This is a genomic window from Streptomyces sp. NPDC002490, assembly GCF_040296045.1.
Lineage (GTDB): Bacteria > Actinomycetota > Actinomycetes > Streptomycetales > Streptomycetaceae > Streptomyces.
The window spans coordinates 15,788-30,355 of sequence record NZ_JBEOWM010000008.1 but is presented as its reverse complement, the minus strand read 5'-3'; the positions used below and the strand labels follow the sequence as shown (position 1 = coordinate 30,355).

Here is a 14,568-nt window from a genome sequence, read left to right as displayed (position 1 = left end):
CGGAGGCGGTGCGATGGCCACGGACGGTGCGGCGGGCGGAGGACGGGAGGCGCCGGGCGCGGAGCGGGGGCTGCGGCGGACCCTCGGCTTCCGGGACCTGGTGGTGTACGGCCTGCTGTTCATCGCCCCGATGGCTCCGGTCGGGGTGTTCGGGGCCCTGGACGCCCGGTCGCACGGGGCGGTCGCGCTGGTCTACGCGGTGGCGACGGTGGCCATGGCGTTCACGGCGTACAGCTACGCGCAGATGGTGCGGGTGGTGCCGCAGGCGGGTTCGGTGTTCGCGTACGCACGGGCGGGGCTCGGCCCGGGGGCCGGGTTCGTCGCCGGGTGGATGGCGATGCTCGACTACCTGTTGATCCCCGCGGTGGCGTACCTGTTCTCCGGAATCGCGATGAACGCGTTGGTCCCGGAGGTGTCGCAGTGGGTGTGGACGGCGCTCGCGGTGGTGGTGACCACCCTGTTGAACCTGTGGGGGGTGCGGGCGGCGGCCCGGGTGGGGTTCGCGGTGCTGGCCATGGAGATCGTGGTCCTCGCGGTGTTCGTGGTGGCCGCGGTGGTGGTGCTGGTCCGGGACGGGGCGCAACGGGGGTGGTGGTCGCCGTTCGCGGGGGACACCGGTTTCGCGTTCTCGGCGGTGCTGGGCGCGGTGTCGGTGGCGGTGCTGTCGTACCTGGGGTTCGATGCGATCGCCTCGTTCGCGGAGGAGGTCACCGGGGGGTCGGCGAAGGTGGCGCGGGCGGTGCTGGTGTGCCTGGTGGTGGCGGGGACGCTGTTCGTGGCGCAGACGTACCTGGCGGCGCTGCTCCAGCCGGTCTCCTCGGCGGAGCTGGCGGCGGAGCCGGGGCGTCAGGGGGCGGCCTTCTACGACGCGGTGGACGCGTCGGTGGGGACGTGGCTGCACGATCTGGTGGCGGTGAGCAAGGCGATCGGTGCGGCGTTCGCGGCCCTGGCCGGGCAGGCGGCGGCGGGGCGGCTGCTGTTCGCGATGGCCCGGGACCGTCGGCTGCCGCGGGGCTTGGCCCGCACCGGGGGCGGGACGCCGCGGGTGGCCCTGGTGGTGGCGGCGGTGATCACCTTGGTCGCCGCGGTGTGGGCGGCGCGGCGGGACGACGGGCTGGACCGGCTGGTGTCGGTGGTGGACGTGGGGGCGTTGGCGGCGTTCACCCTGCTGCACGCCAGTGTCGTCGGCTGGTTCGTGGTGCGACGGCACGGCGGGCCGGTGGTGTGGTGGCGGCACCTGCTGGTGCCGGTGCTGGGGGCGGCGGTGACGGTCGCGGTGATCGTGGAGGCCTCGGGCATCGCGCAGCTGGTGGGCGCGGTGTGGTTGGCGGTGGGCCTGGTGGTGCTGTGGGTGCAGCGGGGGCGCCCGGACGGTGCGGGGGTCGTCGGGTAGCCCCGGTGGGCGCGGGCTCCCGCCTCCGTCGACCGCTTCCGGGCGCTGGGCCCGGGACCGGACCCGGGACGGAGCGGGGCTCGGCCGGTGTCGGCGGGTGCCGATACGCTCGGCGCATGGCTGTCACCACGTCCGCGGAGAACCCGCTGCCCGTCGGCGATGTGTCCCGTCTGATCGGCGGGTGGATCGACCGCTTGGGCGCGGTCTGGGTGGAGGGCCAGATCACCCAGATCTCGCGCCGGCCGGGGGCCGGGGTGGTGTTCCTGACCCTGCGGGACCCCTCCCACGACGTGTCGGTCGGCGTCACCTGCTTCCGTCAGGTCTTCGACGCGGTGGCGGACGTGGTCGCGGAGGGGGCGCGGGTGGTGGTGCTGGCCAAACCGGAGTGGTACGCGCCGCGGGGTCAGCTCTCGCTGCGGGCGACGGAGCTGCGCCCGGTCGGCACGGGCGAGTTGTTGGTGCGGCTGGAGCGGTTGCGGAAGTCGCTGGCCGCGGAGGGGCTGTTCGCGGCGGACCGCAAGCGGCCGCTGCCGTTCCTGCCGCAGTTGATCGGGCTGGTGTGCGGGCGGGCGTCGGCGGCCGAGCGGGACGTGTTGGAGAACGCCCGGCACCGTTGGCCGGCGGTGCGCTTCGAGGTGCGCAACGTCCCGGTGCAGGGGGTGCACGCGGTGCCCCAGGTGGTGCGGGCGGTCCAGGAGTTGGACGCGCGGGACGAGGTCGACGTGATCGTGGTGGCCCGGGGCGGCGGCAGCGTGGAGGACCTGTTGCCGTTCTCGGACGAGGAGCTGGTCCGGGCGGTGGCCGCGTGCCGGACGCCGGTGGTGTCGGCGATCGGGCACGAGCCGGACCGGCCGCTGTTGGACCTGGTGGCCGATCTGCGGGCGTCCACGCCCACGGACGCGGCGAAGAAGGTGGTGCCGGACGTGGGCGAGGAGGCGGAGCGGGTCCGGATGTTGCGGGACCGGGCCAGGCGGGCGGTCGGGGCGTTCGTCGAGCGGGAGGAGCGGGGGCTCGCCCATGCCCTGCGACGCCCGGTGATGGAGGATCCGCACCGGATGGTCGAGGAGCGGGAGGCGCAGGTCACGGCCCTGCTGGACCGGTCACGGCGGACCCTGGGGCATCTGTTGGACCGCGGTCTGTCGGAGGTGACGCACACCCACGCACGGGTGGTGTCCCTCTCCCCCGCCGCAACGCTGGAGCGGGGGTACGCGGTGCTCCAGCGGGCGGACGGCCAGGTGGTGCGGGCGCCGCGCGAGGCGCCGGACGGGGCGGTGCTGCGGGCCCGGGTCGCCGAGGGCGAGCTGTCGGTGCAGGTCACCTCCGGGGTCGACGGGACGGCGGACGGGGCGGCGGATGCCGACGGGTGAGACGGGCGCGGGCCGGGAGGACGGACGGGCGGATGATGCGGACGACACGGGAGCACGAGGTGGGGCGATGAGCGGGACGGACGGGAGCGGGCTCGGGTACGAGCAGGCCAGGGACGAGTTGATCGAGGTGGTGCGCCGGTTGGAGACCGGCGGCATCCCCCTGGAGGAGTCGCTCGCCCTGTGGGAGCGGGGCGAGGAGCTGGCCCGGGTGTGCCGCCGCTGGCTGGAGGGCGCACGGGCCCGACTGGACGCGGCGCTGGCCGAGGAGGACGGCCCGGGCGGGTCCTGACCGCCGCGCGGGGGCGGGTGCACGGGCGCGGGGACGGAGGGTCGCGGGCCGTCACGGTTCGATGATTGTTGAAAGTTCAATCTCAACGGGCTAAGCTGTCCCCGATTCCGGGAGGGTCGCCCCACGCTGACCCTCCACCCCGTTTGCGAAGGTTTACATGTCTCTCGTACTGGACCCCACCGCCCAGGACCTCCTCTTCCGCGAGGCCCGCACCGCGAACACCTTCACCGACGACCCGGTGACCGAGGAGCAGGTGCAGGCGATCTACGACCTGGTCAAATTCGGCCCGACCGCCTTCAACCAGTCCCCGCTGCGGGTGGTCCTGGTCCGCTCCGCCGAGGCCCGCGCCCGGCTGCTCCCCCACATGTCGGAGGGCAACCGCGCGAAGACCGGTACCGCTCCGCTGGTCGCGGTCCTCGCCGCGGACAACGAGTTCCACGAGGAGTTGCCGGCGCTGCTCCCCCACTTCCCGCAGGCGAAGGACTTCTTCGCGGACCGTCCGGTCCGCGAGGGCAGCGCGGGGATCAACGCCGCGCTCCAGGCCGCGTACTTCATCATCGGCGTCCGCGCCGCCGGCCTCGCCGCCGGCCCGATGACGGGCTTCGACCCCGCGGGCGTGCAGCAGGAGTTCCTGGACGCCGACCACACCCCGCTGATGGTGGTCAACATCGGCCGCCCCGGCGCGGACGCCTGGTACCCGCGCTCCCCGCGACTCGACTTCACACAGGTCGTCACCACGGTCTGAGCAGGGTCGGGGCTCGCCCCGCACCACCCGAACGGGGCCCGGCGGATGTCCGCCGGGCCCCGTTCGCGCATGCTGGGGTGAGGCACTCAGCCGGTGCCGAGCGCCTGCGCCATCATCGTCAGCCGGGTGAAGGAGGCGGAGCCCATGACCACGGTGGTGGCCCCGTCCTCGGTGCGCACCAGGGCGTCGTACCGCTCGCCCTCGTACTTCTGCCAGGCCCGGCCGTCGACGTCCTGGGCGGCGCCGGTGCCCCTCGCGCCGCGGGTGACCCGGTCCACGAAGGTGCTCGGCTTCTCGGTGGACTGCTCCACGGCCACGTACTTCTCGTCCGGCGTGCGGAAGCCGAGGTGCCAGTGGGCGGACTCGGCACCCCGGTAGCGCACGGAGGTGGGCTTCCACTCCTCGGAGAGCCCCTGCGGCGCGGCCACCGGATAGGGCGCGGCCCGGCGGGCGGTGATCAGCTCGACGCGGTAGTCGACCGGCTTGAGCACCGGGTCCCGGTCCCCGTCGTGGGGGAGGAACAGCCACACGAATCCCGCGAGGAGCACCGTCACCGAGAGGGACAGCATCATGTTCCGTACGTTCTGCTTGCCGAGCCGGCTGTTTCCTGCCACCCGCCCATCGTCGCAGGTGCCCTCCCCCGTCACGGCACCGACCCCGCACCGGTGGCGAGCGGGCCTCCCGAGGACGCTCGGGTGCTCATGCGTGGACCCCCCTGCTCATTAGTGGTGACCTGCGGATAGAGTCGGACCACCCTCATCCGGCCGTCGTCGTATCAGAAAGGTGCGCCTCGATGACCGAACACCACCAACTTCCGACCGAACTCGAAGTCCCCGCCGAGGCTCCGGACCGCAACCTGGCCCTGGAACTCGTCCGGGTGACCGAGGCCGCGGCCATGGCCGCGGGCCGCTGGGTCGGGCGCGGCGACAAGAACGGCGCCGACGGCGCGGCCGTGCGGGCCATGCGCGCCCTCGTCTCCACCGTCTCGATGGACGGCGTCGTCGTCATCGGGGAGGGCGAGAAGGACGAGGCCCCGATGCTCTTCAACGGCGAGCGGGTCGGCGACGGCACCGGCGCCGAGTGCGACATCGCCGTCGACCCGATCGACGGGACCTCGCTCACCGCCAAGGGCATGCCCAACGCGGTGGCGGTGCTCGCCGCCGCGGACCGGGGCGCGATGTTCGACCCGTCCGCCGTGTTCTACATGGACAAGCTCGTGACCGGCCCCGAGGCCGCCGACTTCGTGGACATCGACGCCCCGGTGGCCGTGAACGTCCGCCGGGTCGCCAAGGCCAAGCGCTCCTCCCCCGAGGACGTGACCGTGGTCATCCTGGACCGGCCGCGCCACGAGGGCATCATCAAGGAGGTCCGGGAGACGGGCGCCCGGATCAAGCTGATCTCGGACGGTGACGTGGCGGGCTCGGTGCTCGCCGTCCGCGAGGGCACCGGGGTGGACCTGCTGCTCGGCATCGGCGGCACCCCCGAGGGCATCATCTCGGCCTGTGCGATGAAGTGCCTGGGCGGCACCATCCAGGGCAAGTTGTGGCCGCGCGACGAGGAGGAGCGCGAGCGGGCGATCGCCGCCGGGCACGACCTCGACCGGGTGCTGTACACCGACGACCTGGTCTCCGGCGACAACGTGTTCTTCGTGGCGACCGGCATCACCGACGGCGAACTGCTGCGCGGGGTGCGCTACCGCTCCGAGACGGCGACGACCTCGTCCCTGGTGATGCGCTCCAAGTCCGGCACCATCCGTCAGATCGACTCGGTGCACCGGTTGGCGAAGCTGCGCGCGTACAGCGCCATCGACTTCGACCGCGCGAAGTAACCCCCGTACCACCACGGCTACGGCCGTGGCTCCCGGTACGACGACGGGGGCGCCCTGCTGTGCGGAAGGGCACCCCCGTCGTTCGTACGTACACGTGTACGAGGTCAGGAGCGGGGCCGCACGGTCAGCCGGCCGCCGCGACGGGGCCCCGGGCCGTCTTCTGCAACTCCATCTCGCGCCGCCGCTTGCGGGCGAGCACCACCCGGCGCTCGGCGGCGGTCAGCCCGCCCCACACCCCGTACGGCTCGGGCTGGAGCAGTGCGTGATCACGGCACTCGATCATCACCGGACACCGCGCGCACACCCGCTTCGCGGCTTCCTCCCGGGCGAGCCTGGCCGCCGTGGGCTCCTTGGACGGCGCGAAGAAGAGCCCCGCCTCGTCCCGCCGGCACACCGCCTCCGTGTGCCACGGGGAGTCCTGATCCCGATCCTGTGCTGGCTGCCGCTGCGGTGGAACGTCGGCGACCTGCAGGTTCTGATGCGGCGGATGCAGCACGATCTACTCCTGACGACGACTTCGCGAGGGAGCGGCGATGCAGCAAGCCCTACCCGCTGTGCGTGCTCCTATGCACTGAGTCCCCGCCGAGGGCCGTTCTCGGACACCTCCATCCTGTTTCCGGCCATCGGTCGCCGCCGTTTCCAGCCGGGTCGCGCTCCCGGGTCCGCGCCGCCCGGGCGGGGCGTCAGAGACCGAGGTGCTTGCGCAACCGATCCGAAGCGCCGACCGACTTCAGGGCGTTGACCAGGCGCTTCCCCTTGCGGGCCTTCGCCTCGATGTTGCCGAGCACGGAGATGCCGTCCACGTAGACCACGGGCGCGCCCGCCTCCGTGGAGTCGAGGGTGTCCACCTCGAAGTTGCCCAGCACGCCGCCCCCGTTGCCGCGCAGGGAGACGTTCTCCGGCACGAGGATCTCGACGTTGCCGAAGATGCTGACCGCTTTGATCGCGATGTGCGGGTGCTCGAACACCGCCTCGCTCAGATCGATCTCGACGGTCCCGAAGATCGCGTAGGCGTGCGTCCGCGGCGAGACCCGCCAACGGCCGCGCCGACTGCTGCTGCTGAACACCGCCACGAGGTTCTCGTCCGGGGCGGGCGGGATCGAACCCGCGGCGGGCCGGGAGGGAACCGGGTGCACCGGCGTCCCGGGGGCGAACGGTGCGCCCGGGGCCGCGGGCAGGTCCCGGACGTAGGGCTCCAGTTCGGCCACCGTCTTGGCCCGGTACACCCCCTCCACGCGCTCCGCGTGCTCCTCGGCGGTCAGGCGCCCCTCCGCGAGCGCCTCCCGGAGGATGTCGGCGACCCGGTCGCGATCGGCGTCCGAGGCGCGCAGGCCCACGGGCGTCGACGGGGTCGTTTCCTGGGCGGCGGGGCGCTTTTCGAGGTCCACCACGCCAGGTTACCCAGACGCGATAGATCGCGACCAGGGGGGTGACGTGCCCGGAACGGCACGGACCTGCGGAGACCGCGGAGGACGAGCACCGGCAAGGACACGGACGCCTCCACCCCCGGACGGGTTGCCCGGGGCCGCGGATTACGCTGAACGGTGCGCCGCCGACGGAAGGGGGCGCTCAGAGCCGCTGAGTGAGGAATGGGCGCCATGCCAGAGTTTGCGTACTCCGATCTGCTCCCCCTGGGAGAGGACACCACGCCGTACCGCCTGGTGACCGCCGAGGGGGTGTCCACCTTCGAGGCGGACGGGCGCACGTTCCTGAAGGTGGAGCCGGAGGCGCTGCGCAAGCTGGCCGCCGAGGCGATCCACGACATCCAGCACTACCTGCGCCCCGCGCACCTCGCCCAGCTCCGGCGGATCATCGACGACCCGGCCGCCTCCGCCAACGACAAGTTCGTGGCGCTGGACCTGCTGAAGAACGCGAACATCGCCGCCGCCGGGGTGCTCCCCATGTGCCAGGACACCGGCACGGCCATCGTCATGGGCAAGCGCGGGCAGAACGTCCTCACCGGGGGCCGCGACGAGGAGGCCCTCTCCCGGGGCATCTACGACGCGTACACCAAGCTGAACCTGCGGTACTCCCAGATGGCCCCGCTGACCATGTGGGAGGAGAAGAACACCGGCTCCAACCTCCCCGCGCAGATCGAGCTGTACGCGACCGACGGCGGGGCGTACAAGTTCCTGTTCATGGCGAAGGGCGGCGGCTCGGCCAACAAGTCGTTCCTGTACCAGGAGACCAAGGCCGTCCTGAACGAGACCTCCATGATGAAGTTCCTGGAGGAGAAGATCCGTTCCCTCGGTACGGCCGCCTGCCCGCCGTACCACCTGGCCATCGTGGTCGGCGGCACCTCCGCCGAGTTCGCGCTGAAGACCGCCAAGTACGCCTCCGCCCACTACCTGGACGAGCTGCCCTCCGAGGGCTCGCCGCTGGGCCACGGCTTCCGGGACGAGGAGCTGGAGGAGAAGGTCTTCGAGCTGACCCAGCGCATCGGCATCGGCGCGCAGTTCGGCGGCAAGTACTTCTGCCACGACGTGCGCGTGGTGCGGCTGCCGCGGCACGGCGCCTCGCTGCCGGTCGCCATCGCCGTCTCCTGCTCGGCCGACCGACAGGCCGTCGCGAAGATCACCGCGGAGGGCGTGTTCCTGGAGCAGCTGGAGACCGACCCGGCGCGGTTCCTGCCCGACACCACCGAGGCGCACCTGGCGGAGTCCGGTGAGGTGGTCCGCATCGACCTCAACCAGCCGATGGACGACATCCTCGCCGAGCTGACCAAGTACCCGGTCAAGACCCGGCTGTCGCTCTCCGGCCCGCTGGTCGTGGCCCGGGACATCGCGCACGCCAAGATCAAGGAGCGGCTGGACGCGGGCGAGGGCGTGCCGCAGTACCTGCGCGACCACCCCGTCTACTACGCGGGCCCCGCCAAGACCCCCGAGGGCTACGCCTCCGGCTCCTTCGGCCCCACCACCGCCGGCCGCATGGACAGCTACGTCGAGCAGTTCCAGGCCGCGGGCGGCTCCAAGGTCATGCTGGCCAAGGGCAACCGCTCGCAGCAGGTCACCGACGCCTGCGGCGCCCACGGCGGCTTCTACCTCGGCTCCATCGGCGGCCCGGCCGCCCGCCTCGCCCAGGACTGCATCAAGAAGGTCGAGGTGGTGGAGTACGAGGAGCTGGGCATGGAGGCGGTCTGGCGCATCGAGGTCGAGGACTTCCCCGCCTTCATCGTGGTGGACGACAAGGGCAACGACTTCTTCAAGGACCCCGCCCCCGCCCCCACCTTCACCAGCATCCCGGTCCGGGGCCCCGGACTGTAGCCGGATCCCCGCCGTCCGCACCGCCCCCGACGCACCCCGCGCCGGGGGCGGTGCGGTGCGCGGACGCCCTGACGGCCGGGGCGAAAGGGACGGAACGCGCCAGGAGGGGAATAGCGGGGGACGAGCAGCCGCTCACCCAACGGGAGAACCCCCGCATCCGCTGACCGATCCGTTCTGGAGGCACGACGAGATGGCGACCGCGCACGAGGACACCGCGAACGGCACCCCCTCCCCCGACCCCGCCGCCGGCGGCTACCGGGTGGAGCACGACTCGATGGGCGAGGTACGGGTGCCCGCGCACGCGAAGTGGCGGGCCCAGACCCAGCGGGCGGTGGAGAACTTCCCCGTCTCGGGGCAGCGCCTGGAGCGTGCCCACATCGAGGCGCTGGCCCGGATCAAGGGCGCCGCCGCGAAGGTGAACGCCGAGCTGGGCGTGGTGGAGCGGGACGTGGCCGGGGCGATCGCGGCGGCGGCCGAGGAGGTGGCGGCGGGCCGCTGGGACGAGCACTTCCCGGTGGACGTGTTCCAGACCGGGTCCGGCACCTCGTCCAACATGAACGCCAACGAGGTGCTGGCGACCCTGGCGAGCGAGCGGCTGGGGCGGCCGGTGCACCCCAACGACCACGTGAACGCCTCCCAGTCGTCCAACGACGTGTTCCCCTCGTCCATCCACATCGCGGCGACCGCGGCCGTCACCCGGGACCTGGTCCCGGCGCTGGAGCACCTGGCCGCCGCGCTGGAGCGCAAGGCGGCGGAGTTCGCGGACGTGGTGAAGTCCGGACGCACCCATCTGATGGACGCCACCCCGGTCACCCTCGGCCAGGAGTTCGCGGGGTACGCGGCGCAGGTCCGGTACGGGGTGGAGCGGCTGCGGGCCTCGCTGCCGCGGCTGGCCGAGCTGCCGCTGGGGGGCACCGCGGTGGGCACCGGGATCAACACCCCGCCCGGGTTCTCGGCGGCCGTGATCGCCGAGGTCGCCGCCGCCACCGGGCTGCCGCTGACCGAGGCGCGCGACCACTTCGAGGCGCAGGGCGCGCGGGACGGGATCGTCGAGACCAGCGGGCAGCTGAAGACGGTCGCGGTGGGCCTCACGAAGATCGCCAACGATCTGCGGTGGATGGCGAGCGGGCCGCGCACCGGGCTCGCGGAGATCAACCTGCCCGACCTCCAGCCCGGCTCGTCGATCATGCCGGGCAAGGTGAACCCGGTGGTCCCGGAGGCGGTGCTGATGGTCGCCGCGCAGGTCGTCGGGAATGACACCACGATCACGGTGGCGGGCGCCGCGGGCAACTTCGAGCTGAACGTGATGCTGCCGGTGATCGGCAAGAACGTGCTGGAATCGGTGCGGCTGCTGGCCAACGCCTCCCGGCTGCTCGCCGACCGCACGGTGGACGGCGTCACCGCCAACCGGGAGCGCGCCCTGGAGTACGCGGAGTCCTCCCCTTCGGTGGTGACCCCGCTCAACAAGTACCTGGGGTACGAGGAGGCCGCGAAGGTCGCCAAGCGGGCGCTCGCCGAGCGCCGGACCATCCGCGAGGTGGTCCTGGACGCCGGGTACGTGGACCGGGGGCTGCTGAGCCTGGCGGAGTTGGACGCCGCGCTGGACGTGCTGCGGATGACCCGGCCCTGACCCCAGCGCCCGGCGGGTTCCGTGCGCCCCGGGCGGAGCGGAACGCGCCGTCCCGGGTCCCTCACACGCGTGACCTCGGCCGCCCGTAGCCCACCGGGATGACGTATTCGGCGCGTCGCCGGGCCCGGGAACCTACTATCTGGGCATGACGGGCGAGAACGGAGTGCGCGTGCCGTGGGCGGCGGGCGACCAGATCCTGTGGCGGTACCGGGCGGTGGACGGCCCGGGCTTCCACGTCTGCCGCCCGGTGACCGTGGTGCGGGACGACCCCGAGGTGCTCGCCGTCTGGATGGCCCCGGGCACCGAGTGCGTCCGCCCGGTCCTCGCCGACGGCACCCCTCCGCACGCGGAGCCGCTGGCGACCCGTTACACCAAGCCCCGCACCGCCCTGCGGGACCACTGGACGGGCACGGGCGTGCTGAAGCTGGCCCGCCCCGGCGAGCCCTGGTCGGTGTGGTTGTTCTGGCACCCCGACTGGCGCTTCAAGAACTGGTACGTGAACCTGGAGGAGCCACGACACAGGTGGGACGGCGGGGTGGACTCGGAGGACCACTTCCTGGACATCTCGGTCCACCCGGACCGCAGCTGGCAGTGGCACGACGAGGACGAGTTCGCGCAGGCCCAGCGGGCCGGGCTGATGGGCCCGCGGCAGGCGCGTCGAGTACGGGAGGCGGGCGCGGCGGCGGTCGAGGCCATCAGGATGTGGGGGGCACCGTTCTCGGACGGCTGGCCCGCGTGGCGCCCCGATCCGGCATGGCCGATTCCGGTCTTGCCGGACGACTGGGACCGCACGTCCGCGCATGTGTCCTCATGAGGCCCTTGATACGCCCCCATGGGTCAACCGTAGGATCGTCCTCCGCAAGTGCGCACCACGGCAACTCCTGGTGCTCGTGCGAGGTCTGACAGGATGTCATCGAGGGGTGGCCACAGGGTGAGCGACTGGGACGAGGCGTACGCGGCCTACCGCGGCCCGGACGGCGGGGGCATCTCCGACCGTACGGGTCAGGCGGAGGCGTTCGACGCCATCGGCGGGCGGTACGACGAGGCGTTCCCCCACAAGGAGGGTCAGGTCACCGCCGTGACCCGGCTGTTGGCGGAGCTCCCGCCGAAGGCCCGGGTGCTGGACGTGGGCTGCGGCACCGGAGTGCCCACGGCCCGTCAGTTGGTGGCCGCCGGACACCGCGTGGTCGGCGTCGACCTCTCCGAGGGGATGCTGGAACTCGCCCGCGTCAACGTTCCGGAAGCGGAATTCCACCAGCGGGATCTGGCCACGCTGCGGGTGGGCGGGCCCGAGGGGCTCGGCCACTTCGACGGGATCACCTGCTTCTTCACACTGTTGATGCTGCCCCGTTCCGAAATACCCTATGCGTTGCGGCAGTTCCACCAGTTGCTGAAGCCGGGCGGGGTCCTGGCCCTGTCCATGGTGGAGGCCGACCTGGACGACGCGGAGATCCCGTTCATGAGCCACTTCATCCGGGTCTCCGGCTATCTGCGGGAGGAGTTGTCGCAGGTGGTCAGAGAGGCCGGATTCGAGATCCTCGCCGAGGACCTGCACTCGTACGCGCCCGCGAGGGCCGACGCACCACCCGAGCACCAACTGTTCCTCAACTGCCGACGCACCTGATCACCGTGTGCCGCGCGGCCGGGTCCGGCACCTGCGGGTGACCGAACCGACCGCGGGGCGCGCAGCCCCGGACGGACGGATTCGACACGCGTGACGGAGCACTCCCTCCCCCCTGAGGGCCGCCAGTACGGCACGGCCGGCCCTCCCACGGCCCCCGCGGATCCCCGCGGGGCGCTGCTGCGCGCCCAGACCTCCCCGGAGGCCGCCACTCCGGCCGGCGGTCCGGGGACGGCGAACGCGATGCCGTCCCAGCCCCGCCCCGGCGGGGCCCGCGGCTCCGACGCCCCGCCGGGCACCGAGCACGCACAGCCGGAACCCGGCGGGGCGACCGGCCAGCCCGGTCACCGCGCCCGTCCGGCGCCGACCGGGGTGCCCGCCCCGCCCGGCGGCACCGGAGGCCACGACGGCCGCACCGACGCGCCGGAGGGCGAGGACGAGCCGCGCGGCGACACCCGCAGCACCACGGAGGGCCCCACGGAACACGGCGGGAGCGGGACGCGCCAGGACGAGTCGGCCGACCCGTCCCCGGGCTCTCCCGGTCCGCCCGGCGGTGTCGAGCGCCGGGGCGCCGGGCCGGCCGCCGGTCAGCCGGGGGTGACCCACATGCGGCGGGACGGCGACCGACTGCGGTTCGTGGGGGCGGCCACCCGGCGGATCGCCCGCGGCCTCGACCTGGACGAGATCGTGATGGGGCTGTGCCGGGCGACCGTGCCGACCTTCTCGGACGCGATCCTGGTGTACCTGCGCGATCCGCTGCCGGTCGGCGACGAGCGTCCGATGGGGCCGGTGGTGCTGCGGTTGCGGCGCGCCGACCGCATCCCCGACGAGCGGGACGTCGAGGCGGCGGGCCCGCTGGCCGCGCTCCCCGCCGACCTGGACGCCACCGGGACGACGGAGCTGTGCACGGTGCGGCCCGGCGGGGCGCTCGCGGAGGTGTTGCGCGGGGTGCGGCCGGTGTTCGCCGAGGACGCGGTGGACGCCCTGCCGGAGCTGCTCGGGCAGAGCCGGACGGTGCCGGGCGGGCGGCACACCATCCTCGCCCCGCTGCGCGGCCGGCGCCGGGTGATCGGCGCGGCGATCTTCCTGCGCCGCCCGGACCGCGACCGGATGCCGTTCGACAGCGAGGACCTGCTGGTGGCGGCGCAGCTGGCCACGCACAGCGCGCTCGGCATCGACAAGGCCGTGCTGTACGGGCGGGAGGCGTACATCGCCGACGAGTTGCAGCGCACCATGCTGCCGGAGACCCTGCCGCAGGCGACCGGGGTGCGGCTCGCCTCCCGGTACCTGCCGGCGGCGGAGACCGCGCGGGTGGGCGGCGACTGGTACGACGCGATCCCGTTGCCCGGCAGCCGGGTCGCCCTGGTCGTCGGCGACGTGATGGGCCACTCGATGACCTCCGCCGCGATCATGGGGCAGCTGCGGACCACCGCGCAGACGCTGGCCGGGCTGGACCTGCCGCCGCAGGAGGTGCTGCACCACCTGGACGAGCAGGCGCAACGGCTCGGCCACGACCGGATGGCGACCTGCCTCTACGCGGTGTACGACCCGGTCTCGCACCGCATCACCATCGCCAACGCGGGCCATCCGCCGCCGGTGCTGCTGCACCTGGGCGGCCGGGCCGAGGTCCTGCGGGTGCCCGCCGGCGCCCCGATCGGGGTCGGCGGGGTCGACTTCGAGGCGGTGGAGCTGGACGCGCCGGCCGGGGCGACCCTGCTGCTGTACACGGACGGGCTGGTCGAGTCGCGGCTGCGGGACGTGGTCGCCGGGATCGAGCAGTTGCGCACCCGGTTGGAGGCCACCGCGCAGCTCACCGGGCCGGACCACCCGCCGCCGCTGGAGGCCCTGTGCGACGAGGTCCTGGACATGTTGGGCCCCGGCGACCGGGACGACGACATCGCCCTGCTGGCCGCCCGCTTCGATGGGATCGCTCCCAGCGACGTCGCGTACTGGTTCCTGGAACCGGACGAGAAGGCGCCGAGCCGGGCCCGCCGGCTGGCCCGGGTGGCGCTCAAGCGCTGGGACCTGGAGGAGTTGACCGACTCGGTGGAGCTGCTGGTCAGCGAGGTCGTGACCAATGCGGTGCGCTACGCCTCGCGGCCGGTGACGCTGCGGCTGCTGCGCACGGACGTGCTGCGCTGCGAGGTCGGTGACGACGTGCCGCAGTTGCCGCGGCTGCGGCAGGCGCGGGCCACCGACGAGGGCGGCCGGGGCCTGTACCTGGTGAACAAGCTGGCCCGGCGCTGGGGTGCGACCCGCCTGAGCACCGGCAAGGTGGTGTGGTTCGAGCTGAACCGCAACCACCCGGGGTAGGGCGCGCCGGTCGGTCGGGGTGGCGCCCCGACCGACCGGACAAATGTTGCCGACCGCCCGTCGGCGGAGTTGACTGGCGTGGTGGCCCGAGGGCCACGCTCCGGGGGACATCCCCCCGT

The 14,568-nt window shown here is 73.2% G+C and carries 13 protein-coding genes; 10 read left to right on the top strand and 3 right to left on the bottom strand.

What is annotated here, in order from left to right; all coding sequences use genetic code 11:
- Positions 1-13: 13 nt before the first annotated feature.
- The 4 genes from ABT092_RS07185 to ABT092_RS07170 all read left to right on the top strand — a co-directional run bounded on the left by ABT092_RS07185 (position 14) and on the right by ABT092_RS07170 (position 3,794).
- Positions 14-1,393 carry an APC family permease gene (locus ABT092_RS07185; RefSeq protein WP_351240721.1) on the top strand — a complete coding sequence of 460 codons (1,380 nt, stop codon included), beginning with the start codon at positions 14-16 and terminating at the stop codon, positions 1,391-1,393.
- A gap of 116 nt (positions 1,394-1,509) precedes the next feature.
- Entirely contained in the window at positions 1,510-2,760 is a 1,251-nt protein-coding gene (gene xseA / locus ABT092_RS07180; protein WP_351240719.1) for an exodeoxyribonuclease VII large subunit, read from the top strand.
- Positions 2,761-2,827: 67 nt separating this feature from the next.
- The gene (locus ABT092_RS07175) at positions 2,828-3,049 is read left to right on the top strand and encodes an exodeoxyribonuclease VII small subunit (RefSeq protein WP_351240717.1); all 222 of its coding nucleotides are present in this window, start codon (positions 2,828-2,830) and stop codon (positions 3,047-3,049) included.
- Positions 3,050-3,206: 157 nt separating this feature from the next.
- Positions 3,207-3,794, top strand: coding sequence for a malonic semialdehyde reductase (locus ABT092_RS07170; RefSeq protein ID WP_351240715.1), 588 nt, complete (start codon positions 3,207-3,209; stop codon positions 3,792-3,794).
- An 86-nt stretch (positions 3,795-3,880) separates the two neighbouring features.
- Here ABT092_RS07170 and ABT092_RS07165 read toward each other — a convergent pair whose 3' ends face one another.
- On the bottom strand, positions 3,881-4,408 hold the full coding sequence (locus ABT092_RS07165) for a DUF4245 domain-containing protein (protein ID WP_351240713.1): 528 nt from the start codon (positions 4,406-4,408) through the stop codon (positions 3,881-3,883).
- Positions 4,409-4,587: 179 nt separating this feature from the next.
- Here ABT092_RS07165 and glpX point away from each other — a divergent pair, with 179 nt between their 5' ends.
- A complete protein-coding gene (gene glpX / locus ABT092_RS07160) occupies positions 4,588-5,622 on the top strand; it encodes a class II fructose-bisphosphatase (RefSeq protein ID WP_351240711.1) in 1,035 nt (344 codons plus the stop codon).
- A gap of 124 nt (positions 5,623-5,746) precedes the next feature.
- Here glpX and ABT092_RS07155 read toward each other — a convergent pair whose 3' ends face one another.
- Complete coding sequence (locus ABT092_RS07155; protein WP_351240709.1) at positions 5,747-6,118, bottom strand: WhiB family transcriptional regulator; 372 nt, start codon at positions 6,116-6,118, stop codon at positions 5,747-5,749.
- 187 nt (positions 6,119-6,305) lie between these two features.
- Complete coding sequence (locus ABT092_RS07150; RefSeq protein ID WP_351240707.1) at positions 6,306-7,010, bottom strand: DUF1707 SHOCT-like domain-containing protein; 705 nt, start codon at positions 7,008-7,010, stop codon at positions 6,306-6,308.
- Between the two features lie 210 nt (positions 7,011-7,220).
- Between ABT092_RS07150 and ABT092_RS07145 the strand changes: the two genes are divergently transcribed.
- The 5 genes from ABT092_RS07145 (at position 7,221) to ABT092_RS07125 (ending at position 14,449) form a co-directional block, all read left to right on the top strand.
- A complete protein-coding gene (locus tag ABT092_RS07145; RefSeq protein WP_351240705.1) occupies positions 7,221-8,885 on the top strand; it encodes a fumarate hydratase in 1,665 nt (554 codons plus the stop codon).
- Positions 8,886-9,075: 190 nt separating this feature from the next.
- Positions 9,076-10,515 carry a class II fumarate hydratase gene (locus tag ABT092_RS07140; protein ID WP_351240703.1) on the top strand — a complete coding sequence of 480 codons (1,440 nt, stop codon included), beginning with the start codon at positions 9,076-9,078 and terminating at the stop codon, positions 10,513-10,515.
- 145 nt (positions 10,516-10,660) lie between these two features.
- Positions 10,661-11,329 (top strand): cytidylyl-2-hydroxypropylphosphonate hydrolase, encoded by a 669-nt coding sequence (gene fomD, locus ABT092_RS07135; RefSeq protein WP_351240701.1) that lies wholly within the window; start codon positions 10,661-10,663, stop codon positions 11,327-11,329.
- A 117-nt stretch (positions 11,330-11,446) separates the two neighbouring features.
- Positions 11,447-12,139: a class I SAM-dependent DNA methyltransferase gene (locus ABT092_RS07130; protein ID WP_351240699.1), complete on the top strand. Its 693-nt coding sequence runs from the start codon at positions 11,447-11,449 to the stop codon at positions 12,137-12,139.
- Between the two features lie 240 nt (positions 12,140-12,379).
- The gene (locus ABT092_RS07125) at positions 12,380-14,449 is read left to right on the top strand and encodes a SpoIIE family protein phosphatase (RefSeq protein ID WP_351240965.1); all 2,070 of its coding nucleotides are present in this window, start codon (positions 12,380-12,382) and stop codon (positions 14,447-14,449) included.
- Positions 14,450-14,568: the final 119 nt, after the last annotated feature.